Origin of the sequence: Actinomycetospora soli, from assembly GCF_021026295.1 — a bacterium.
GTDB lineage: Bacteria > Actinomycetota > Actinomycetes > Mycobacteriales > Pseudonocardiaceae > Actinomycetospora > Actinomycetospora soli.
Genome location: NZ_JAJNDA010000012.1, coordinates 26,466 through 47,748 on the forward strand (window position 1 = coordinate 26,466; position 21,283 = coordinate 47,748).

A 21,283-nucleotide genomic window follows, 5' to 3' on the forward strand; every position below is an offset into this window, starting at 1 on the left:
CGTTGTGCCGCCGTTGAGAAAGCGTTGTCGGTCTTGTGAGGCGGGTCACCCATGGTGTCCGCTGCAGGAGCAGCGTCGCGACCCCCTCGCGGTCGCCGCGCCCCCGCACCGACGTCATCCGACCCGGACCGACCCTCCAGGAGGACCCACGACATGAAGCTCGCCCTCTACCTCCCGAACTTCCGCACCGAGGTCTCGGTCAAGGAGCTCGAGGACCTCACGGCGCTCGCCGAGGAGCTCGAGTTCGACTCGGTCTGGACCCTCGACCGCATCGTGGTGCCCGCGGCCTCCGACCGCGAGGAGCTGCAGTACTCGTTCGGCATGATGGACGGCCTGCCCAACGCGCTGCCGGTGGCCTCCAAGGGCAAGTGGTTCCAGGGCTACCCGCTGCTGCCGTGGCTGGCCGCGAAGACCTCCAAGGTCCGCATCGGCCAGAGCATCATCGACACCCCGTTCCGCTCGCCGGGCGTGCTGGCCGCCGAGCTCGCCACGATCGACCACCTCTCGGGCGGCCGCCTGAACGTCGGCCTCGGCGCCGGCTGGATGCCCGAGGAGTTCGCCGCCGCGAGCGCCGCGCACATCTTCCCGAAGCGCCACAAGCACGTCCGCGAGACCATCGAGGTCCTGCAGGGCGTGTGGGGCAACGACCACTTCGAGTACCACGGCGAGTTCGCCGACTTCGAGCCCTGCGGCTTCGGCCACAAGCCGCTCCAGTCGCCGCGGCCGCCGATCTTCATGTCCGGCCTCAAGGACCCGCTGCGCTCGGCCAAGCGCATCTCGAAGTACGACCTCGACGGCTGGATCGGCATCCAGGACTCGCCGACCACCCTCGGCAAGTGGATCCGCGCGATCGACGAGCAGTTCGAGGAGATCGGCTCCGAGAAGCGGGCCTCCGACCTCGAGATCTGCTCGATGATCTGGACGGTCATCACCGACACCGAGACCGACCAGTCCGACGTCGGCGTCCCGTCGAACCTGCTCGTGGGCACCGAGGCGCAGCTGACCGACCGCCTCAAGGCCTACAAGGAGGCCGGCATGACGATGCCGCTCATCTGGCCGCCGTTCACCGACGTGCCCACGTCGAAGACGCTCGACGACCTCAAGCGCATCAAGAACGACATCATGCCGAAGGTCGAGGCCTCCTGATCTGACGCGCACTGTGGCACCGTCCGCGGGCGATGGACGCTCGCGGACGGGGCCTGGTGGCGCTCTGCGTCACCGAGATCACGAGCTGGGGCACCCTCTACTACGCGTTCCCCGTCCTGCTCGGGCCGATCGTCGCCGACACCGGCTGGTCGTCGACGGCGACGGTGGGCGCGTTCTCCCTCGGCGCGATCGTCTCGGCGCTGGCCGGCGTGGTCGTCGGGCGGCTGCTCGACCGGATCGGGCCCCGCCCCGTCATGACGACGGGCTCGGCGCTCGGGGTCCTCGGGCTCGTCGGCGTGGCGTCGGCGCCCGGGCCGGGCTGGTTCTACCTCGCGTGGGCGGTGACCGGCCTCGGGCAGGCCGCGACGTTCTACCCGCCCGCCTTCGCGGCGATCACCGGCTGGTTCGGTGCGGACCGGCTGCGGCCGCTGACCACGGTCACCCTGGTCGCCGGCTTCGCCTCGACCGTGTTCGCACCGCTCACCGCCGCGCTCGTCGGGTTCCTGACGTGGCGTGACAGCTACCTCGTGCTGGCGCTGGTCCTCGCCGTGGTGACGCTCCCGCTGCACGCGCTGGCCCTGCGCGTGCCGTGGACGCCGGTGCGGGTGCGGCCCGGCGCGGTGGACGACACGGCGCGGGCCGTGATCCGGTCCCCGCGCTTCGTCGGGCTCGCCGCGGCGCTCGCCCTGGCGGGGTTCGGGCTCTACTCGGCGACGATCAACCTCGTCGGGCTGCTCGAGGCCCGGGGCGCGTCGCTCGGGCTCGCGTCGGTGGGGCTGGGCCTCATCGGGGCCGGGCAGGTCGGCGGACGGCTGCTCTACGCGCCCCTCGCCCGTCGGACCTCCCCCGCCGTGCGGGTCGCGGCCGTGCTCGCCGTCGGCGGGGCGCTCGTGGTGCTGGTCGGGGTCCTGCCCGGCCCGCCGGGCCTCGTCATCGCCGTCGCGGTCCTCGCCGGCGCGTGCCGCGGGATGCACACGCTGCTGCAGGCCTCGGTGGTCGCCGACCGGTGGGGCACGGCCTCCTTCGGCCGCGTGAACGGCGTCTTCACCGCGCCGACCACCGTCGCGGTCGCGCTCGCGCCCGCCGGCGGGGTGCTCGTCGCGGAGCTCGTCGGCGGCTTCCCGACGGGCTACGTGGTGCTGGGCGGCGTCGCGCTCGTGGCGGGGCTCGCGGCGCTGCGCCTGTAGGCGGCCCGGCTCAGAGCCGGCGACCGACCGCCGGCGCCTCGCCGCGCACCCACACCCGCCGCACCGCGCCCTGCAGGGCCATCCCGGCGTAGGGCGTGGCCGTGTGCGGTTCGTGCAGGTCCGCGGGGTCGACCTCGGCGATCTCGTCGGGGGCGAACACGACGAGGTCGGCGTCGCGGCCGACCGCGATCGCGCCCTTCGCGTCGAGCCCGGCGAGCCGGGCGGGCGCGGCGGCGGTCCACGCCGCGACGTCGTCGAGCGTGTGGCCGCGCGCGGCCGCGGCGGACCACAGGACCCGCAGCGCGACCTCCAGCGACGCGATCCCGGGCCGGGCCTCGTCGTACCCGCCCCGCTTCGCCGCCGCGGGGAGCGGGGCGTGGTCGGCCACGACGGCGTCGAGCCGTCCGGCCCCGAGGGCGCCCCAGAGCAGTTCCCGGTTCGACTCCGACCGCACCGGCGGCCGGCAGGCCGCGACCGGGCCCGGCAGGGTCTCCGCGGCGAGCGCCAGGTGGTGCGGGCACGTCTCCGCGGTCAGGGGCACCCCGGTGTCGCGCAGCGCCCCGACCTCCTCGGCCGCCTCGAAGGCCGAGAGCCGGCGGACGTGGACGTGCGCGCCGGTCCGGGCGGCCACCGCGCCCAGCCGCAGCACCGCGGTCGTCTCCGCGCCGGGCGGCCGCGAGGCGAGGTAGGAGCGCAGGTCCGGCCCGGCGGGTGGCGCCTCGGAGAGCACGCCGTCGTCCTCGGCGTGCACCAGCAGCGGCAGGCCGAGCTCGGCGCACGTGGTCGCGGCCCGCACGAGCTCGTCGTGGGACAGCGGCGGCGAGCCGTCCCCGGCGTCGGTCAGGGTCCCGACGAAGCCGCGCACCCCCTCCTGCGCCGCCGTCCGCATCCGGTCCGGGTCGGCGACCGCGCCCCAGCGGGCGAGGTCGACGACCGGGCCGTCGCCCGGGGCGTCGACGGCGACGAGCGTGGTGACGCCGCCGGCCGCCGCCGCGGCCGTCACCGTTGCGAGGTCGTCGACGCACACGGAGGTGTCGACGAGCCCCGGGAGCAGGACCTCGTCGTCGGCGAGCTCGACGAGCGGCCCGTCCACCGGGGCCTCGTACGGCGCCACCGTCGTGATCCGGCCGGCCGAGACCGTCACGACGGCGGGTGCGGTGCCGCCGGGCAGGACGGCGCGGCGGGCGCGGATGACGAGGTCGGCTGGCATCGTCGCCCGACCCTAGGGGGACAGGGGCGGTGCGCTCGCCCCGACCCGCGCCCGGCCGCCGGGGCGGATCAGGGCTCGGCGGTCCCGTCGGCGGCGGGCGTGGGCTCGGGGACCCGGCGCCAGCGGGCGAACATCCCCGGACGGCGCCGCGGCGGTTCGGCCGCCAGCAGCTCCGCGTCCGTCGGTCGGGGGTCCTGCGACGGGTGCTCGTCGTCGGAGCGGGCGCGCAGGTCGATCTGCTCGTTGACATAGCGCAGGATCTCCGCGGCGACCGCGACGGCGGGCACGGCCAGGAACGCCCCCACGATCCCGGCCACGCTGCTCCCGCCCGCCACCGCGAGGATCACCACCGCCGCGTGCAGGCCCAGCCCCTTGCCCTGCACGAGCGGCTGGAGCAGGTTCCCCTCGATCTGCTGCACCGCGAGGATGAGCACCGCGACGATCAGGGCGTTGGTCAGCCCGTTGCTGACCAGGGCGATCAGCACCGACAGCACGCCCGCGGTCAGGGCGCCCACGATCGGGATGAACGCGCCGAAGAAGGTGAGCACCGCCAGCGGGAGCGCGAGCGGCACCCCGAGGATCACCAGGCCGACCCCGATGCAGGCGGCGTCGACGAGCCCGATGATCGCCTGCGAGCGGATGAACCCGCCGAGCCGGTCCCACGCGCGGGAGCCGACCTGGGCGAAGTGGACACCCGCCGTCGTGCCGACCTGGCGACGCAGCCAGGGCAGGAACCGGTAGCCGTCCTTGACGAACAGGAAGGCGAGGACCAGCGCGAGGACCAGGTCGATCAGGCCGTTCGCGACGACGGTCAGGCCCGCGAACACGGTGCCGGCGATCATCGTCGCCGAGCTCTGCAGCTGGTCGACGCCGGCCTGCACGGCCTGGCCGATCTGGCTCTGCCCGAGCCCGAACGTCCCGGTGAGCCAGCGCTGCACGTCCTCGATGCCGCTCGTGGCGCTCGAGACCAGCTCCGGGACCTGGTCGGCCACCGACGGCGCGATGGCGGCGATGATGCCGCCGACGACCGCCAGCGCCCCCACGACCACGATCACCGCCGCGAGCAGCGACGGCACCCGGTGGTGGCGCAGCCACGTGGCCGGGGGCTCGAGCACCGTCGCGATGATCAGCCCGAGCAGGACCGGCAGCACGACCGACCACAGCTCGCCGATGATCAGGCCCAGGGTCACCGCGCCCAGCGCGGTGAGGATCAGCCGCAGGCTCCACCGGGAGGTCCACGAGAGGCCGTCGCCGATGAGCTGCCCGCGGGTGCGTCGCGCGCTCGACCGGGCGGTCACGGCGGGGCCGGTGCTCTCCTGTGTCACGGTGGCGGTCCTTCCCGACCCGGAGGTCGGGGGACGTCCCCGCGGGCCGCGACCACGTACCCGGAACCGGGGGTCGGCCACCCCCCGATCGGGGACCGGCTCAGCCGTCGGCGCGTTCGGCGGAGCCCTGCTCGGAGGTCGGGGCAACCGGTTGCTCCGCGCGGCCCGCGTCGGGCTCGTGGGGCCCGCCGGACCCGCCGGACCCGTCGGACCCGTCGGACCCGTCGTCGGGATCGGCCCCTGGATCGCCCTCGCCGGTCCGCCGGGCGACCTGCTGGTCGAGGTAGCGGACGACCTCCGCGACGACGGCCGCGACCGGGACGGCGAAGAACGCCCCGGCGATGCCGAACAGGCTGCTGCCGCCGGCCACGGCGAGGATGACGACCGCCGAGTTCAGCCCGAGCCCCTTGCCCTGCACCAGCGGCTGGAGCAGGTTCCCCTCGATCTGCTGCACGGCGAGGATGAGGATCAGCACCCCGATCGCGACGGTGGGCCCCTGCACGACGAGCGCGATCAGGACGGCCAGCGCCCCCGCCACGAAGGCGCCGATGATCGGGATGAAGGCGCCGAAGAACGTGAGCACGGCGAGCGGCAGCGCGAGCGGCACCCCGAAGATCACCAGGCCGATGCCGATGAAGATCGCGTCGACGAGGCCGATCAGCGCCTGCGAGCGGATGAAGCCGCCGAGCCGGGCCCACGCGCGGCGGAAGACCTCCTCGAGGTGCGACCCCGCCGTCGTGCCGGCCCGGCGACGCACCCAGGGCAGGAACGACGGGCCGTCCTTGACGAACAGGAACGCGAGGATGATCGCGAGGACGGCGTTGATCACGCCGTTGGCCACGGTCGTCACGCCCGCGACCACGCCGCCCGCGATCTGCACCGCGCTCTGCTGCAGCCGCTGCACCGCGAGGTCGACGTACCCGCCGATCTGGCTCATGCCGAGGTTGAGCGGCGGCCCCTGCACCCAGGCCTGGATCTGCTGGATGCCGCCGACCGCGCCCTGCACGATCTGCGGGGCCTGGCCGGCCACCGAGGGCGCGAGCAGGACGACGATGCCGACGAGCACCGCGAGCCCGCCGACGACGACGAGCAGCGCCGCCAGCGTCGAGGGCACGCGTCGTGCCCGCAGCCAGGCGACCGGTGGCTCGAGCACCGTCGCGATGATCAGCCCGAGGAAGACCGGGAACATGATCGACCACAGCTGGCCGATCACGAGGCCGAGCACCACGAGCGCCGCGGTGACGACGAGGAAGCGCCAGCTCCAGCGGGCGGTCCACGCCAGGCCGTCGCCGATCACGTGGCCGCGGCTCGGGCGCTCGGGTTCGATCACGCCCGGGAGTCTCGCAGGCCCCGGAACGAGCGAACGGCACCCTCGCGGCATCGGTGTGCGCGGGGGTGCCGTCCGGTCGTGCCGTGTGTGGCCTAGGCCATCGCCTTCTGCAGGCCCTCGTCGATCGCGTCGAGGAAGTCCTGGGTGTTGAGGTACGGCGCGTCCTTGCCGATCAGCAGCGCCAGGTCCTTGGTCATCTTGCCGTCCTCGACGGTCTGGATGCAGACCTGCTCGATCTTCTCGGCGAAGTCGACGAGCGCGTCGTTCTTGTCGAGGCGACCGCGCTGGGCCAGACCCCGCGACCACGCGAAGATCGACGCGATCGGGTTGGTCGAGGTCTCCTTGCCCTGCTGGTGCTGGCGGAAGTGCCGGGTCACCGTGCCGTGGGCGGCCTCGGCCTCGACGGTGCCGTCCGGCGTCATGAGCACCGAGGTCATGAGGCCCAGCGAGCCGAAGCCCTGCGCGACGATGTCGGACTGGACGTCGCCGTCGTAGTTCTTGCAGGCCCAGACGTACCCGCCCTCCCACTTGAGGGCCGCGGCGACCATGTCGTCGATCAGGCGGTGCTCGTAGGTGAGCCCGGCCTTCTCGAAGTCCGCCTTGAACTCGGACTCGAAGATCTCCTCGAAGGTGTCGCGGAACATGCCGTCGTACGCCTTGAGGATGGTGTTCTTCGTCGACATGTAGACCGGGAAGTTGCGGTCCAGGCCGTAGCGCAGCGAGGCGCGGGCGAAGTCGACGATCGACTGCTTGAAGTTGTACATGCCCAGCGCGACGCCCCCCTCCTCGGGGAACTTCGCGACCTGGAACTCCATCGGCTCGCCGCCACCGTCGGGCTGGTAGGTGATGGTGACGGTGCCCGGGCCGGGGACCTTGAAGTCCTGCGCCAGGTACTGGTCGCCGTGGGCGTGACGGCCGACGACGATCGGCTTCGTCCAGTGCGGGACGTAGCGCGGGATGTTGGAGCAGACGATCGGCTCACGGAAGATCGTGCCGCCGAGGATGTTGCGGATCGTCCCGTTGGGCGAGCGGTACATGCGCTTGAGGCCGAACTCCTCGACGCGCGCCTCGTCCGGGGTGATCGTCGCGCACTTGACGCCGACGCCGTGCTTCTTGATCGCGTTCGCCGCGTCCACCGTGACCTGGTCGTCGGTCTGGTCGCGGTACTCGATCCCGAGGTCGTAGTACTCGAGGTCGATGTCGAGGTACGGGTGGATCAGCTTGTCCTTGATGAACTGCCAGATGATCCGGGTCATCTCGTCGCCGTCCAGCTCGACGACGGTGCCCTCCACCTTGATCTTCGCCACTCTTCGGGCTCTCCTCTCGCGCCTGGTCACGGCGCCGCACGGATCTCGGGGGCGCGCGCCGGGCCCGGCCAGATTGGGGAGGCCCGTGCGTTGCCTCTTCCCGAACGCTATCAACGCGACACGTCACGTGACCGCGCGTGGCGGGTCGTTCTCCTCACCCGTCTAGCGGGACGCGAGCGGACCGCCGGTGATGGTCAGCGACAGCAGGATGACCACGACCCCGAAGACGGCGTAGGTGATCACGTCGGTGCGCCGGGGCCGGACGGCGAGCAGGCCCGCGGTGCGGTCGGGCAGCGCGACCCGCAGCACGGCCGCGAGCAGCAGGGCGATCCCCAGGATCGTCGTGCCGTCGCGCCAGTGCTGCAGGCCGATCCGCACGAATGCGACCAGGGCGACGCCGAGCACCGCCGCCAGCGGCGCCTGCGCGCGCAGCCGGCGCAGCAGCGCGCGGCCGTAGTCGGCGACGGTGCGCGGGGGGCGCGCGTGGCGGGGTCCGTCGGCCTCCTGCTCCTGCCGTTGTGGCAGGAAAGCGTCGTTGCTGTCATCCAGTGGCAGGGACGCCGCATCGTCGGTCGTCGTTCCCGACGCCGGGTCGGGGCCGGCGTCCGGCGTCGACCCACCCGCCGTCATGAATCTCAGGCCCCCTCGGCGCGCTCGACCACGTTGGTGAGCAGCATCGCGCGCGTCATCGGGCCGACCCCACCGGGGTTCGGCGCGACGAAGCCGGCCACCTCGCGGACGTCCTCGGCGACGTCGCCGAGGATGCCGTCGGGGCCGCGGGAGACGCCCACGTCGAGGACGGCGGCGCCCGGCTCGACCATGTCGGCGGTGACGATGCCGGGGACGCCCGCCGCCGCGACGACGACGTCGGCCGCCCGGATCTCGGCGGCCAGGTCGCGGGTACCGGTGTGGCAGAGGGTGACGGTGGCGTTCTCGCTGCGGCGGGTGAGCAGCAGGCCGAGCGGGCGCCCGACGGTGATGCCGCGGCCGAGGACGGTCACCTTCGCGCCGTCGAGGGGCACGTCGTAGCGACGCAGGAGCTCGACGATGCCGCGCGGGGTGCACGGCAGCGGCGCCGGCTCGTTCAGCACGAGCCGCCCGAGGTTCGTCGGGTGCAGGCCGTCGGCGTCCTTGTCCGGGTCGATCCGCTCCAGCACCGCGTTCGCGTCGAGGCCCTTCGGCAGCGGCAGCTGGACGATGTAGCCGGTGCACGCCGGGTCGGCGTTCAGCTCGTCGACGGCGCGCTCGACGTCGGCCTGGGTCGCGTCGGCGGGCAGGTCACGGCGGATCGACTCGATCCCGACCTTGGCGCAGTCGCGGTGCTTGGCCCGCACGTACGACTGCGACCCCGGGTCGTCGCCGACCAACACCGTCCCGAGGCCGGGCGGGCGCCCGGCGGCGGCGAGCTTCGCGACCCGCTCGCCGAGCTCGGAGATGATCGTGGCCAGGGTGGCCTTGCCGTCCAGGATCGTCGCGGTCACGCGCCCATCATCGCGTGCCGGACGCCCGGCGTGCGAGTACGTGGTCCGCTCCGGCGACGCCCGCCGCGTACACGACGTGCTGCAGGACGCTCACCGTCATCAGCCGCGGCGTCCACCGCCACGGAACGGGCGTGTCGCCGAGGACGGGGAAGAGCGACAGGGCCATGGTCTGGCAGCCGACGAAGAAGGCGATCCCCGCCGTCGGCTCGCCGTGGCGGTGGCGCAGCTCGGCGTGCGCGGCGCCGACCGCCGAGCCGTACCCCCAGTGCACCAGCCAGAAGAGGGCGCGGCGGGCCCGCGGACGCTCCGGCGCCCGCCCGGTGACGGCGCGGAGCAGCGTCGACGCGGCGATCACCACGTGGTCGCTGTCGTCGTAGTCGAGGATCTCGGTGACCTCGGACGGCGCCTTCCCGCGACGACGGGCGTACACCTCGCGGTAGAGCCGCCCGGTGGTCGTCATCGCGGCGGTGCCGGCGGCGCCCGCGAGCACCCCGGCGAGGAGCCGGCGGGCGGGCGCCTGCCCGGTGCCGCGTCCCTCCCCGGCGCCGTGTCCCTCCCCCGTGCCGCGGTCCGACCGGGGGGAACGGGGCGCGCGACTCATGACCGCGAGCATGCCTGAACCGATGCACGGGCCGTCATGGCAGGCGCTTACCCCTACGGACGGTCGGTTCCGCGTGTGCGGTGCGTGAGATCACACTCGATCAGTCAGCGGGCAACCGTCCGACGTCCGGAACAGCCCGGACGTCGCGACTGTCCGTCACCAGCGGCACGAAGGAGTGGCGATGACCACGGTCGACGAGAGTACGGGGGCGCACGCCGCCGATACCCGGGCGGCTGACGCAGCGGCCGCCGAGGCGGCCGCCAACGCGGCGAACCCGGCCCTGGTGGGCGTTCCGACGTTCGTGATCGGGTCGGTCGCCCTCGGGCTGTACCTGATCGGCTTCACCGGGTCCTCGGCGAACGCGGCGATCGGCATGGTGCCGATCCTGATCATGTGCAACGGCATCGGGCAGCTCATCGCCTGCGTCTGGGCGATCCGGCTCGGAGCCGGACCGGTCGCGGCGATCTTCGGGATCTTCGCGGGCTTCTGGCTGAGCTTCTCGACGCTCGTGCTCGGCCTGGGCCACAACTGGTTCGGCGACGCCTCCGGCGACGCGGCGGTGGCCGCGCAGGAGACGTTCCTGCTGACCTGGCTGATCGGCGTCGTGGTGCTCACGCTGGCCTCGCTGCGGCTGCCGAGCGTGTTCACCCTGCTGTTCGTCCTGGTCGACATCGCCCTGCTGCTCGTGCTGCTCGGCACGTCGAGCGGGTCGACGGGCCTGCTGTTCGGCGGCGGGATCGCGGTGTTCGCGTTCTCCCTGGTCGGCGTCTACCTGTTCTTCGACGCGATGAGCGTCGCGAACGGTGGTTCGTCGCTGCCGATGGGCAAGCCGATCATCGGGGGCTGACCCGCCCCACCGCATCGATGGGGGTGTCCCCGGCCGTTCGGACCGGCCGGGGACACCCACATCAGTGTGCCGGGGGCGGACGATCTCCGGGCACCGACCGTGACAGGTGCCCCAGATCGACACATCTCGGGCTCGCGGCGGGCTCGCACCCACGCCGAGGTGCACATCAGGCGTGGCCCCGCGCCCACCGACCTGCCGGACGGACCTCTCGCGACACGCCCGAGCGGCGGGACGTCCGGGCACGGGAACGAGGCCGGCCCCGGGAGCGGGACCGGCCGCGGCGCGTCGGGTCAGCGGAAGTCGCGCGACCGGGACGGGACGACCAGGTCGAGGCGTTCGACGCGGTCGGCCACGAGGTTGATCACGCTCGGGGCGTCGTGCGCCCGCTCGACGCGGCCCCGGATCACCAGCGCCGCGCTGGTCCGGGCCACCACCCGGTGGCGCGCCCAGAGCCCCTCCGAGCACACGACGTTGAGCATGCCGGTCTCGTCCTCGAGGTTGAGGAACGTCGTCCCGCCCGCGGTCGCCGGGCGCTGCCGGTGGGTGACGACCCCGCCGACCTCGATCCGCTCCCCCTCGGGCACCGCAGCCACGCCGGCGACGCTGTAGGCGCCCCGCCGGTCCAGCTCCGCGCGCAGGTGGGCCACCGGGTGCCCGTCGGGCGTCAGCCCCGTGGCCCACACGTCGGCGATCGTCAGCTCCACCGCGGACATGCCGGGCAGCGCCGGGGCGTCGAGCCCGACCGCCGAACCGGGCAGACGGTCCTGCCGCGCCCCGCTGCGGACCACCGCCGTCCCCGCGGCCGCGGCGCCCGCCGCCCACAGCGCCTCCCGCCGCTCGAGCCCGAAGCAGGCCAACGCCCCTCCGGTCGCGAGGGCCTCCAGGTGGGCGGTGGTGAGGTCGGCCCGGCGGGCGAGGTCGGCCGGACCCTCGAACGGGGCGCCCGCACGGGCGGCGACGATGCGGTCCGCGACCTCGTCGCCCAGGCCCCGCACCGAGGCGAGCCCCAACCGGACGGCCACCCCGCCCGTGCTGTCGGGGTGCGGCTCCAGATCGGGTTCGGCCCGGCTGCAGCTGACGTCCGGGCCGTGCACGACGACCCCGTGCCGCCGGGCGTCGGCCACCAGGCTCTGCGGGGAGTAGAAGCCCATCGGCTGGGCCCGCAGCAGGGCCGCGCAGAACGCCGCCGGGTGGTGGAACTTGTACCAGGCCGACACGTAGACCAGGGACGCGAAGCTGATCGAGTGGCTCTCCGGGAAGCCGAAGTTCGCGAACGCCTTGGTCTTGGCGAAGATCCGGTCGGCCAGCTCGCCGGTGATCTGGTTGCGGGCCATCCCGGCGTAGAACCGGTCGCGCATCCGCTCGAGGCGCTCGGCCGAGCGCTTCGCCGAGAGCGCGCGCCGCAGCTCGTCGGCCTCCGCCGCGGAGAACCCGGCGACGTCGGTGGCCAGTTGCATGAGCTGCTCCTGGAACAGCGGCACCCCGAGGGTCTTGCGCAGCGCCGGCTCGCACAGCGGGTGGTCGTAGATCACGCGCTCGTCGCCGTTGCGCCGCCGGATGTAGGGGTGCACCGACCCGCCCTGGATCGGGCCGGGGCGGATGAGCGCGACCTCCACCACCAGGTCGTAGAACTCCCGCGGCCGCAGGCGGGGCAGGGTGGCCATCTGCGCCCGAGACTCCACCTGGAACACGCCCACCGAGTCGCCCTTCGCGAGCATCTCGAAGACCAGCGGGTCGGTGGGCTGCAGCTCGTGGAGCTCGATGCGCCGGCCGTGGTGGGCGGCCACGTAGTCGCTCGCGTAGTGCAGCACCGAGAGCATCCCGAGCCCGAGCAGGTCGAACTTGACCAGGCCGACCGCGGCGGCGTCGTCCTTGTCCCACTGGATGACGCTGCGCTCCTCCATCCGCGCCCACTCCACCGGCACCACCTGGTCCACCGGCCGGTCGCAGATCACCATGCCGCCGGAGTGGATGCCGAGGTGGCGCGGGAAGCCCGCGATCTCCTCGGCCAGGGTCGCCACCGCCCGCGGCATCCCGGGCACCTGGTCGCCGAGGTCGGCGCCCGGCCCCCACCGGTCGATGTGCTTGCTCCACGCGTCCTGCTGGCCCTGGGAGTGGCCCAGCGCGCGGGCGGCGTCGCGCACGGCCGAGCGCGGCCGGTAGGTGATGACGTTGGCGACCTGGGCCGCCCGGTCGCGCCCGTAGCGGCGGTAGACGTACTGGATGACCTCCTCGCGCCGGTCGGACTCGATGTCGAGGTCGATGTCGGGGTAGCCGTCGCGCTCCGGGGAGAGGAACCGCTCGAAGAGCAGGTCCATCCGGACCGCGTCGACGTGGGTGATGCCGAGGGCGAAGCAGACCGCCGAGTTCGCCGCCGACCCGCGGCCCTGGCAGTAGATGTCGGACTCGCGGCAGAAGCGCACGATGTCGGCCACGATGAGGAAGTAGCCGGGGAACCCCTGCCCCTCGATGATCGCCATCTCGTGGTCGATCACCTCCCAGGCGCGCGGGCTGTCGGCCCGGCCGCCGTAGCGCTCCCGGCCGCCGCGGTCGACGAGGTGACGCAGCCAGCTCGCCTCGGTCTCCCCGGCCGGGACCGTGAACGGCGGGAGCTCGGGCGCGAGCAGCGCCAGCTCGAACGCGCACTCCCGGCCGAGCACGGCGGCGTGCGTCACCGCCTCCGGGTGCCGGGCGAACCGCGTCGCCATCTCGGCCCCGGAGCGCAGGTGGGCGGTGCCCGGCGGCAGCCAGCCCTCCGCCTCGTCGAGGCTGCGTCGGGCCCGCACCGCGCCGAGGGCCGCCGCGATCCGCGCCCGGTCGGGCGTGGCGTAGTGCGCCGCGGTGCTCGCGACCGTGGGCAGCCCCGCCCGCGCCGCCAGATCCGCGAGCAGGTCGTTGCGCTCGACGTCGGCCGGCAGCCCGTGGTCGGTCAGCTCCACGGCCACCGACTCCGCCCCGAAGAGCCCCACCAGCCGGTCGAGCGCGGCGGCGGCCGCCTCCGGTCCCCCGGCCGCCAGGGCCCGGCGGACGTGGCCCTTGCGGCAGCCGGTGAGCACGACGACCCGGTCGCGCAGCGTCGCCGCGGTGCGCTCGAGGTCGTACACCGGGTGGCCCTTCTCCGCCCGCGGGTCCATCGCCGCGTCGGTGATCGCCCGGGAGATCGCGCGGTAGCCGTCGGGGTCGCGCGCCAGGACGAGCAGGTGCTCGCCCTCGGGGTCGGCCACCCCGTTCTGCGGCGCGGTCAGCCCCAGCGAGAGCTCGGCGCCGAAGACCGTGCGGATGTCCAGCTCGTGCGCGGCCTCGGCGAAGCGGACCACGCCGTACATCCCGTCGTGGTCCGTGAGCGCGATCGCCTCCAGCCCCAGCCGGTGGGCCTCCTCCACGAGCTCCTCGGGCTGGCTCGCACCGTCGAGGAAGCTGTACGTGGAGTGGGCGTGCAGCTCGGCGTACGGCACCGCGACCGTGGGCTCCGGACGGGACGTCCGCGGCGGCCGGTAGGGCGCCCGGGTACGGCTCCAGGCCGGCGAGTCGCCCCCGTCGCCGGGGTGCGTCTCGTCCCGCGAGGGCCGGCGCCGCACGGGGGCCGCGGTGACGTCGGCGGGGTGCACGGTGCCCGGCCCGTCGACCACCTCGCCGGTGCGCTCCCGTGACCGGGCGCCGCTCGACCGGACCGGCTTCCCCGCGAGGATCCGCTCCATCTCCGACCAGCTCACCGCCGGATTGCCCCAGCCCATCTCCCGGCCTCCCGACCTCGATGTCGAACACGTGTTCGATGCGTTCGACTGTAGCGGGAGGGTCCGACAACGTGCCGCGCGTTCACCGGATCCAGGATCGGTACGCTTGACCAACTCGATGGTCCTGTTACCGTACTGACCATGGCTCCGGTGATCCTGGCCCTGCCCACCGACGACCGCGTCCGGGCACACGCCTTCTACCGCGACCTGGGGTTCGCCACGGTCGGCACGCCCGCCGAGGACGGCGTCCCGGAGCCGTTGCAGGTCGTCGTCAACGACGGGCTGCACCTGATGTTCGTCCCGCGCGGCGGGTTCGGCTGGGTCACCGGGGGCCGTGCGGTGGCCGCCCCGGGGACCGTCGAGTGCCTGCTCGGGCTGTCCGCGGCCACCGACGCGGAGGTCGACACCGTGTTCGCCCGCGCGGAGGCGGTGGGCGCCGCGGTGGTCGAGCGGCCGACCGCACCGCCGTGGGGCGGGTACTCCGCCACGTTCGCCGACCCGGACGGGCACCTCTGGCAGGTCGCCACCCCGCCCGGTCAGTCGTAGATCCCCTCCACCGCCCACCGGTCGCCCCGCAGCACCAGCAGCAGCGCCAGCCCGGCGGCGTCCGCGGAGGACTCGACCGGATCGGGGGCGAGGTCGGCCGCCGGGTCGGGGTCGGAGTCGTCCTGCACGCACACGACCTGGATGCGCAGGCAACCGGCCGGCGCCGTCGGGTCCCACCAGCGCCCGTCCTCGGGCCACGGCCCACCCCACGCACGGACCGGGGCGTCCTCGCCGTCACCGATCCCGACGAAGGCCGGGGCCCCGCTCAGCCGCCCCCGCGCCGCTGCGCGCACCGGCCGTCCCGCCGCGTCGAGCACCCGGGCCGGCGCGGGCTCCGGCGGCACCGTCGACGGCGACGGGGCCGGGAGCGCCCCGGGCCAGGGTGCCTCCGGGTCGAGCGCCGGTGTGCGCTCGTCGCCCCACGGCACGGCCCGGATGCGCTCGGCGGGGCCGCGCCCGCCCCCGGGCACCCCGGTGAGCACCTCCTCCGGACCGAGCAGGCCCTGCACGCGCACCAGCGCCCGACCGGCGCGCTCGTCGGCCGCCCCGGTCTCGCCCCAGAGCCCGAGCTGCAGCCGCCCGGCGTCGACGACCTCCTCGGGCACCAGCCGCAGCACGGCCAGCCCGTCCCCGCTGCGCCCCGACCCGGCCCGCCGCGACAGCCACCCCTCGAGCTGCCAGCGCACCCGGTCGGCCGTGGCGGACGGGGTGAGCGGCTCGGCGCAGCGCCAGGTGCGCGCCAGCTCGTCCCCGCCGACGGTCCGGGCCTGCACCCCGAGCCGCGTGCAGGCCAGCCCCGCCTCGCCCAGCACGTGGTGCAGCCGCTCGGCCAGGGCCCGCGAGGCGAACGCGGCGGCGTCGACCCGGTCGACCGGCGGGTCGAGCGGCACCTCGACGGTGAGCTCGTCGGGGATGCGCCGCCGGGACGGCGGGCGTTCGTCGAGGCCGCGGGCGAGCCGGTGCGCCCGGACCGCCGCGGCGTCGAACCGGGAGGCGACGTCGACGGCGGGGAGCTCGGCGAAGGCCCCCAGTGTGGTCAGCCCGAGGCGGCGCAGCAGGCCGATGAGCTCGGTGCGTGCGGTGGCCGCCGGGACGTCGGCGCCCGCGGTGTCCGGCTCCACCCCCGGTTCCAGCTCCAGCTCGACGACCGGTCGCGGCGCGAGGAACGCCCGCGACCCGCCCGGCGGCACGATCACGCTGCGGCGGGCGGCGAGCGAGGCGGCGAACACCCCGTCGGCCACCCCGACCTGGCACTCCACCCGTGCCCGCGCGGCGACGTGGTCGACCAGCCGCTCGGCCACCGTCTCCTCGCCCCCGAAGTAGCGCGCCGGCCCCCGCGCGGCGAGCACCACGAGCCCCGGCCGGATCACCTCGACGCCGGGGGTGAGTTCCTCGACCGCCGCGGCGACCGTCTCGAAGGCCCGGGCGTCGCGGTCGGCGTCCCGCCCGAGCACCGCCAGGTCGGGGCACCGGGCCTGGGCCTCGCGGCGCCGCAGCCCGCGCCGGATCCCCTGCGCCCGCGCCGTCGCCGAGCACGCCACCACCCGGTGCCCGACCAGCACCGCCGCCGGGCGGTCGGCCGGGATGCCGGACTCCGCGCAGGCCGCGACGACCGGCCAGTCGGGACACCAGAGCGCGACGACCCGCAGCGGCCCCCCGGCGCTCACCCCGTCCTCGCGGGTACGAGATCCACCTCGACCGGACCCACCGCCTCGGCGGGAGCCGGCGCACACCCGCCGTCGGGACCCGGCAGGAGCACGTCGGAACGCAGGTCGCGCGCCCGCCCGCGGGCGGCGCAGCGCAGGTGCACCCGCCGCGACCGCAGCCGCCCCGCCCCGTCGCCCAACAGGCCCGACCAGGTGCCGCCGGTGGCGTGCAGCTCGACGTCCGCCCCCGGCCACGCCCCGACCGGGACGAGCACCGCCCCCTTCTGCCGGACCCGCGCGGCGAGCCGCTGCCGGTCCCCCGCCCGCCACGCCGACGCGCCCCCGAGCACGACGACGTCCACCCCGTCGACCAGCGCCGCCACCACCGTCGCCGGGCGTGGGCCGGGCCGCGGGACGAGGGCCGTGCGCGCGAGGTCGAGCCCCGCCTCGTGCGCGGCGGCCACCCCGACCCCCGGCAGCCCGACCAGCGCACACCACGAGCCCGCGCGCGACGCCGCGGCCACCAGCGCGAGCAGCAGGGCGGTCGACCCGTGCACCGACACCGTGGACCCGCGCCGCAGCCCGCCCCACGGGAGGAGCCCCGCGAGCGGCCCGGGCACGGGCAGCAACGCCTGCTCGGGATCGTGCGCGGGCTCCGGCGGCTCCGGTTCGGGTGACGGCGGACCCGACGCCGGGACCGGTGTCGGCCGGGTGTGCGAGGCTGCCGCCCGGGCACCCCGCGCGGGCAGCTCCGAGGCACGGACGAGCCCCAGCTCCGCAACCCGACCGGCGAGCAGGTCGTGGGCCACCGCCATGGGAACCTCCTCGATCATCGAACACCTGTTCGAACGAGGAGAACGGTAACCCACCCCACCGACAGTCCGCCACGACGCCGGGAGCGACACGGCCCACGTGCTCGGGTCGGGGGAACCCCGACCGGTGAGCGTCCCGGGCTGCGCCGTCCCCGGCTGCCGGGGTGCCGCGCCCTGCTGCTCCTACCGCTCCCGCCTCGTCGCGGCGGCTCCCCGCGGACGGGCCTGCGCGGCGGCCCCCGGACCGGCACCACCCGCCGTCGGGGAGGTGCACGGCCTGTGAGTACTTCTGACGGTGATAGCCGTCAGAAGTACTCACGAGGCCGAAGGCCACCTCAGTGCGCGAAGTGCCGCGTGCCCGTCAGGTACATCGCCACGCCCGCCTTCTCGGCGGCCTCGATCGTCTGCGCGTCGCGCACCGACCCGCCCGGCTGCACCACGGCGGCGACCCCGGCCTCGGCGAGCACCTCGAAGCCGTCGGGGAACGGGAAGAACGCGTCCGAGGCGGCCACCGACCCGCGCACCCGGTCCCCGGCCCGCGCGACGGCGAGCTTCGCCGAGTCGACCCGGTTGACCTGCCCCATCCCGACGCCGACGGTCGCGCCCCCGTGCGCCAGCAGGATCGCGTTGGACTTCACCGCGCGGCACGCCCGCCACGCGAACGCGAGGTCGGCGAGGACCTCGTCGGACACCGCGGAGCCGGTCGCGAGGGTCCACGACGACGGGTCGTCCCCCGGCGCGTCGACCGCGTCGCGCTGCTGCACGAGGACGCCGCCGGAGATCGGCCGCTGCTCGGTCGCGGACGGCGCCCACTCCGCCGTCAACACCCGGATGTTCTTCTTCCGGGCCAGCACCTCGACCGCGCCCTCGGCGTAGGACGGCGCCACCACGACCTCGGTGAAGATCTCCGCGATCTGCTCCGCCGCCGCGACCGTGACCTCGGCGTTCACCGCGATCACGCCGCCGAAGGCCGACGTCGGGTCGCACGCGTGGGCCCGGGCGTGCACCTCGGCCACGTCGGCGCCGACCGCGATCCCGCACGGGTTCGCGTGCTTGATGATCGCGACGCACACCTGGTCGTCCGCGTGGTCGTGCGCCGCCCGCCACGCCGCGTCGGCGTCGACGTAGTTGTTGTAGGACATCTCCTTGCCGTGCAGCTGGACGGCGCCGGCGATCCCCGAGGTCGACTCGGGGTCGGCGTAGAGAGCCGCGGCCTGGTGCGGGTTCTCGCCGTAGCGCAGGACCGAGCGGCGCCGCGCGGTCGTGCCCACCCAGCCGGGGAACGGCACCGTCGCGCCGTCGGAGGAGGTCGCCGGGTCGGGGGCGAGCACGTTGCCCATCCAGGAGGCGACCGCGACGTCGTAGGTCGCGGTGTGCCGGAACGCCTCGGCCGCGAGCGCACGCCGGTCGGCGAGCGTGACGCCGCCGTTCTTCGCCTGCTCCAGCACCCACGCGTAGCGGGTCGGGTCGGTGACCACGGTCATCGTCTCGTGGTTCTTCGCGGACGCGCGGATCATCGCGGGGCCGCCGATGTCGATCTGCTCCACGCAGTCGTCGGGCGAGGCGCCGGAGGCCACGGTCTGCGTGAACGGGTAGAGGTTGACCACCAGCAGGTCGAACGGCGCGATGCCGAGCTCGGAGAGCTGGCGCACGTGCTCGGGCAGCCGCGAGTCGGCGAGGAGCCCCGCGTGCACCCGCGGGTGCAGGGTCTTCACGCGCCCGTCGAGGCACTCGGGGAAGCCCGTCAGCTCCTCGACGCGCGTCACGGGCACGCCGGCGTCGGCGATGCGCGTGGCGGTCGAGCCGGTGGAGACGATCTCGACGCCGGCGGCGTGCAGGCCGGTCGCGAGGTCGAGCAGGCCGGCCTTGTCGAACACGCTGACCAGCGCGCGGCGAATCTGACGGCGGCCCTCGGTGGCGTCGCTCACGGGATCCTCACTGTCCGTCCGGTGGTGGTGGCGCCGTGGCGCACCAGCGCCGCGACGGTCTCGACGAGCATGCGGCGCTCCACGATCTTGATCCGCTCGTGCAGCGATTCCTCGGTGTCGTCCGGGTCGACGACGACGGCCTCCTGGGCCAGCACCGCGCCGGTGTCCACGCCGTCGTCGACGAGGTGCACCGTCGCCCCGGTCACCTTCACCCCGTACGCGAGCGCGTCGCGGACGCCGTGCGCACCGGGGAAGGCGGGCAGCAGCGCGGGGTGGGTGTTGATCGTGCGCCCGCCGAAGCGGGCGAGGAACGCCGGGCCGAGGACCTTCATGAAGCCGGCCGAGACGACGAGGTCCGGCGCGGCCGCGGCCACGGTGTCGGCGAGGGCGGCATCCCAGGCCGCGCGGTCGGGATGGTCGGAGACCGTCACGACGACGGGTTCGACCCCGGCGGCGCGGGCCCGGTCCAGGGCCACGATCCCGGCACGGTCGGAGACGACGGCGACGACCTCGACCCCGCACGTCCCGGCCTCGTCGAGCAACGCCTGCAACAGGCTGCCGGACCCGGAGGCGAGGACCACGACGCGCGCGGGCGCGGGGAGCTCGAGGCGGTGGTGCGTGCTCAGCGGGGACTCCTTGCCGCCGTGCACAGACCTGGGCTCCGGCGTCTCGACGATCCTCGCCGATCACCCTAGCCCTGCTCGGAATCCTCCGGCGTGTCGCCCTCGACACGCTCCGGCTCCTCGTCCTCCGGGGCCTTCCCGACGGCGGGTGCGGGCGTCGGGGTCCTCCCGACGGCGGGTGCGGGCGCCGGCGCCGCGAGGGCGGCGACCACCGCGCCGGGCAGCCCGACCCACGCGATCCCGGCGAGCAGCACCCAGCCGGCCGGGACGACGACGGGGTCGAACGGCCCCGTGCCGAGCCGTCCGCCGGCGAGCAGGGCCGCGACGGCGAGCAGGAGGCCCGTGGTGCCCGCGGCGACGGCGACGGAGCGCAGCCGGGTCGCGGTGTCCGGGCTCGAAGGCGCCAGCGTCCAGCCGACGAGGCTCCCGACGGCGAGCGGCAGCGCGAACACCAGACCCGCCCAGCTCGCGGGGGCCCCGGTGGGGAGCAGCGCGGCGAGCGGGAACGGGGGCACGAGACCGGCGACCGCCCCGGTCGGGGCCGCGCTGACGGCGCCGACCGCGTAGCCCGGGCCGAGCGCCCAGGAGACGGCGGCGACGACGGCGTTGGGCAGGTACGCGACGTCGAGCAACCACAGGCCGGCGCCGCTGCCCGCCTCCGGGGCGACGGTGGTGAACACCGCCGCGACGGCGTCGGCGTGCGCGAGCATCACGATCAGCAGCAGGGCCGCGCCGGTGACGACGAGTGCGGTGGTGGCGGCCAGGCCCGCGCGCAGTCCGCGGCGCAGCCAGGCGGGCAGGGTCGCGACGATCGCGGCGAGCCCGCACGGCCCGACGACCCCGGACGTCGCGGCGACCGCCGCCAGCAGCCCGGCGACCACACCCGCCGTCGCCGGCGAGGCGTCGGCGGGGACGGCGGCGGTGTCCGGGGTGAGCAGCGCGGCCGCGAGCACCCCGCCCGCGGCGTGCACGGCGGCGGACGCCGCGACCACGGGCACGGCGCACGAGGTCCAGCGGTGCGCCTCGGTCTCGGGGGTCCGGAGCCGGGTGACGCCGCGCCGGGCGACGAGGGCGATCAGGACCCCGACCCCGATCGCCGGACCCAGGGGCAGCACGCCGAGGGGCGCGCCGGAGATCGTGAGCGGCACGAGGTGCACGGCCAGCCAGAGCGGGACGCCGGTCGCCAGGGCCTGGCCGAGCCCGGGGTCGCCGCCGGGGGTGGTCCCCGAGGCGGCCGCGGTGATGAGGGCGGCGAGCACGACGACCGCCAGGTAGGAGACGACGACCGGGACCAGCGCGACCTCGGCCAGCACGGTCAGCCGGGGCCGCACCGCCCCGGGGCCGGCCGGGGCGTCCCCGGTCTCCTCCGTGTCGTCCCTCGCCGGAGCACTCACGCACGCCGACGATTCCAGGGCCGGGCGACCCGGTGGGGGCGCCACGCCGCACGTCGGCGGTGGCACATCACCGACATCGGACGCCAGGTCGCGCCCGGCCCCGGGTCAGCGGTGGCCCACCACTGACGTCTGACGTCAGCCCGGCGCCACGCTCGTGGCACATCGA

Annotated in this window: 17 protein-coding genes; 4 read left to right on the forward strand and 13 right to left on the reverse strand. The window is 75.1% G+C overall.

What is annotated here, in order from left to right; all coding sequences use genetic code 11:
- Nucleotides 1–153: 153 nt before the first annotated feature.
- The gene (locus LN037_RS19540; protein ID WP_230755750.1) at nucleotides 154–1,146 is read left to right on the forward strand and encodes an LLM class flavin-dependent oxidoreductase; all 993 of its coding nucleotides are present in this window, start codon (nucleotides 154–156) and stop codon (nucleotides 1,144–1,146) included.
- Between the two features lie 32 nt (nucleotides 1,147–1,178).
- Nucleotides 1,179–2,333 (forward strand): MFS transporter, encoded by a 1,155-nt coding sequence (locus LN037_RS19545; protein ID WP_230755752.1) that lies wholly within the window; start codon nucleotides 1,179–1,181, stop codon nucleotides 2,331–2,333.
- Between the two features lie 10 nt (nucleotides 2,334–2,343).
- On the opposite strand, the gene LN037_RS19550 is transcribed toward LN037_RS19545, so the two are convergent.
- From LN037_RS19550 to LN037_RS19580, 7 genes are all read right to left on the reverse strand, one after another.
- Nucleotides 2,344–3,543, reverse strand: coding sequence for an amidohydrolase family protein (locus LN037_RS19550; RefSeq protein WP_230755754.1), 1,200 nt, complete (start codon nucleotides 3,541–3,543; stop codon nucleotides 2,344–2,346).
- A 68-nt stretch (nucleotides 3,544–3,611) separates the two neighbouring features.
- A complete protein-coding gene (locus LN037_RS19555; protein ID WP_230755756.1) occupies nucleotides 3,612–4,868 on the reverse strand; it encodes an AI-2E family transporter in 1,257 nt (418 codons plus the stop codon).
- Between the two features lie 100 nt (nucleotides 4,869–4,968).
- A complete protein-coding gene (locus LN037_RS19560) occupies nucleotides 4,969–6,198 on the reverse strand; it encodes an AI-2E family transporter (RefSeq protein WP_230755758.1) in 1,230 nt (409 codons plus the stop codon).
- 92 nt (nucleotides 6,199–6,290) lie between these two features.
- Nucleotides 6,291–7,505, reverse strand: coding sequence for an NADP-dependent isocitrate dehydrogenase (locus tag LN037_RS19565; RefSeq protein ID WP_230755760.1), 1,215 nt, complete (start codon nucleotides 7,503–7,505; stop codon nucleotides 6,291–6,293).
- 162 nt (nucleotides 7,506–7,667) lie between these two features.
- Entirely contained in the window at nucleotides 7,668–8,135 is a 468-nt protein-coding gene (locus LN037_RS19570) for a DUF3017 domain-containing protein (RefSeq protein WP_230755762.1), read from the reverse strand.
- A gap of 5 nt (nucleotides 8,136–8,140) precedes the next feature.
- Nucleotides 8,141–8,986, reverse strand: coding sequence for a bifunctional methylenetetrahydrofolate dehydrogenase/methenyltetrahydrofolate cyclohydrolase (locus tag LN037_RS19575; RefSeq protein ID WP_230755764.1), 846 nt, complete (start codon nucleotides 8,984–8,986; stop codon nucleotides 8,141–8,143).
- A 7-nt stretch (nucleotides 8,987–8,993) separates the two neighbouring features.
- Nucleotides 8,994–9,587 (reverse strand): hypothetical protein, encoded by a 594-nt coding sequence (locus LN037_RS19580; RefSeq protein ID WP_230755766.1) that lies wholly within the window; start codon nucleotides 9,585–9,587, stop codon nucleotides 8,994–8,996.
- A gap of 181 nt (nucleotides 9,588–9,768) precedes the next feature.
- Here LN037_RS19580 and LN037_RS19585 point away from each other — a divergent pair, with 181 nt between their 5' ends.
- Complete coding sequence (locus tag LN037_RS19585) at nucleotides 9,769–10,434, forward strand: GPR1/FUN34/YaaH family transporter (RefSeq protein ID WP_230755769.1); 666 nt, start codon at nucleotides 9,769–9,771, stop codon at nucleotides 10,432–10,434.
- Nucleotides 10,435–10,724: 290 nt separating this feature from the next.
- Here the strand turns inward: LN037_RS19585 and LN037_RS19590 are convergent, their stop codons facing one another.
- Nucleotides 10,725–14,168 carry an error-prone DNA polymerase gene (locus LN037_RS19590; RefSeq protein WP_230755770.1) on the reverse strand — a complete coding sequence of 1,148 codons (3,444 nt, stop codon included), beginning with the start codon at nucleotides 14,166–14,168 and terminating at the stop codon, nucleotides 10,725–10,727.
- Nucleotides 14,169–14,309: 141 nt separating this feature from the next.
- On the opposite strand from LN037_RS19590, the gene LN037_RS19595 reads away from it, so the two are divergent.
- On the forward strand, nucleotides 14,310–14,714 hold the full coding sequence (locus LN037_RS19595) for a VOC family protein (protein WP_230755772.1): 405 nt from the start codon (nucleotides 14,310–14,312) through the stop codon (nucleotides 14,712–14,714).
- On the opposite strand, the gene LN037_RS19600 is transcribed toward LN037_RS19595, so the two are convergent.
- The 5 genes from LN037_RS19600 to LN037_RS19620 form a co-directional block, all read right to left on the reverse strand.
- The gene (locus tag LN037_RS19600) at nucleotides 14,705–16,381 is read right to left on the reverse strand and encodes a DNA polymerase Y family protein (RefSeq protein ID WP_230755774.1); all 1,677 of its coding nucleotides are present in this window, start codon (nucleotides 16,379–16,381) and stop codon (nucleotides 14,705–14,707) included. The genes LN037_RS19595 and LN037_RS19600 overlap by 10 nt on opposite strands.
- A complete protein-coding gene (gene imuA', locus LN037_RS19605) occupies nucleotides 16,378–17,175 on the reverse strand; it encodes a DnaE2-dependent mutagenesis accessory factor ImuA' (RefSeq protein ID WP_230755776.1) in 798 nt (265 codons plus the stop codon). The genes LN037_RS19600 and imuA' overlap by 4 nt, the downstream gene beginning before the upstream one ends.
- 332 nt (nucleotides 17,176–17,507) lie before the next feature.
- The gene (gene purH, locus LN037_RS19610) at nucleotides 17,508–19,100 is read right to left on the reverse strand and encodes a bifunctional phosphoribosylaminoimidazolecarboxamide formyltransferase/IMP cyclohydrolase (protein WP_230755777.1); all 1,593 of its coding nucleotides are present in this window, start codon (nucleotides 19,098–19,100) and stop codon (nucleotides 17,508–17,510) included.
- Nucleotides 19,097–19,750, reverse strand: a complete 654-nt coding sequence (gene purN, locus LN037_RS19615) for a phosphoribosylglycinamide formyltransferase (RefSeq protein ID WP_230755779.1) — start codon at nucleotides 19,748–19,750, stop codon at nucleotides 19,097–19,099. Before purN ends, purH begins: the two co-directional genes overlap by 4 nt.
- A gap of 41 nt (nucleotides 19,751–19,791) precedes the next feature.
- Nucleotides 19,792–21,117 (reverse strand): cell division protein PerM, encoded by a 1,326-nt coding sequence (locus tag LN037_RS19620; protein ID WP_230755781.1) that lies wholly within the window; start codon nucleotides 21,115–21,117, stop codon nucleotides 19,792–19,794.
- Between the last annotated feature and the right edge of the window lie 166 nt (nucleotides 21,118–21,283).

Coding starts and splice junctions, on each gene's coding strand:
- LN037_RS19590 (WP_230755770.1), bottom strand. CDS start 14,168: ATGGGCTGGGGCAATCCGGCGGTGAGCTGGTCGGAGATGGAGCGGATC.
- LN037_RS19570 (WP_230755762.1), bottom strand. CDS start 8,135: ATGACGGCGGGTGGGTCGACGCCGGACGCCGGCCCCGACCCGGCGTCG.
- LN037_RS19580 (WP_230755766.1), bottom strand. CDS start 9,587: ATGAGTCGCGCGCCCCGTTCCCCCCGGTCGGACCGCGGCACGGGGGAG.
- LN037_RS19550 (WP_230755754.1), bottom strand. CDS start 3,543: ATGCCAGCCGACCTCGTCATCCGCGCCCGCCGCGCCGTCCTGCCCGGC.
- LN037_RS19585 (WP_230755769.1), top strand. CDS start 9,769: ATGACCACGGTCGACGAGAGTACGGGGGCGCACGCCGCCGATACCCGG.
- imuA' (WP_230755776.1), bottom strand. CDS start 17,175: ATGGCGGTGGCCCACGACCTGCTCGCCGGTCGGGTTGCGGAGCTGGGG.
- LN037_RS19545 (WP_230755752.1), top strand. CDS start 1,179: ATGGACGCTCGCGGACGGGGCCTGGTGGCGCTCTGCGTCACCGAGATC.
- LN037_RS19595 (WP_230755772.1), top strand. CDS start 14,310: ATGGCTCCGGTGATCCTGGCCCTGCCCACCGACGACCGCGTCCGGGCA.
- LN037_RS19540 (WP_230755750.1), top strand. CDS start 154: ATGAAGCTCGCCCTCTACCTCCCGAACTTCCGCACCGAGGTCTCGGTC.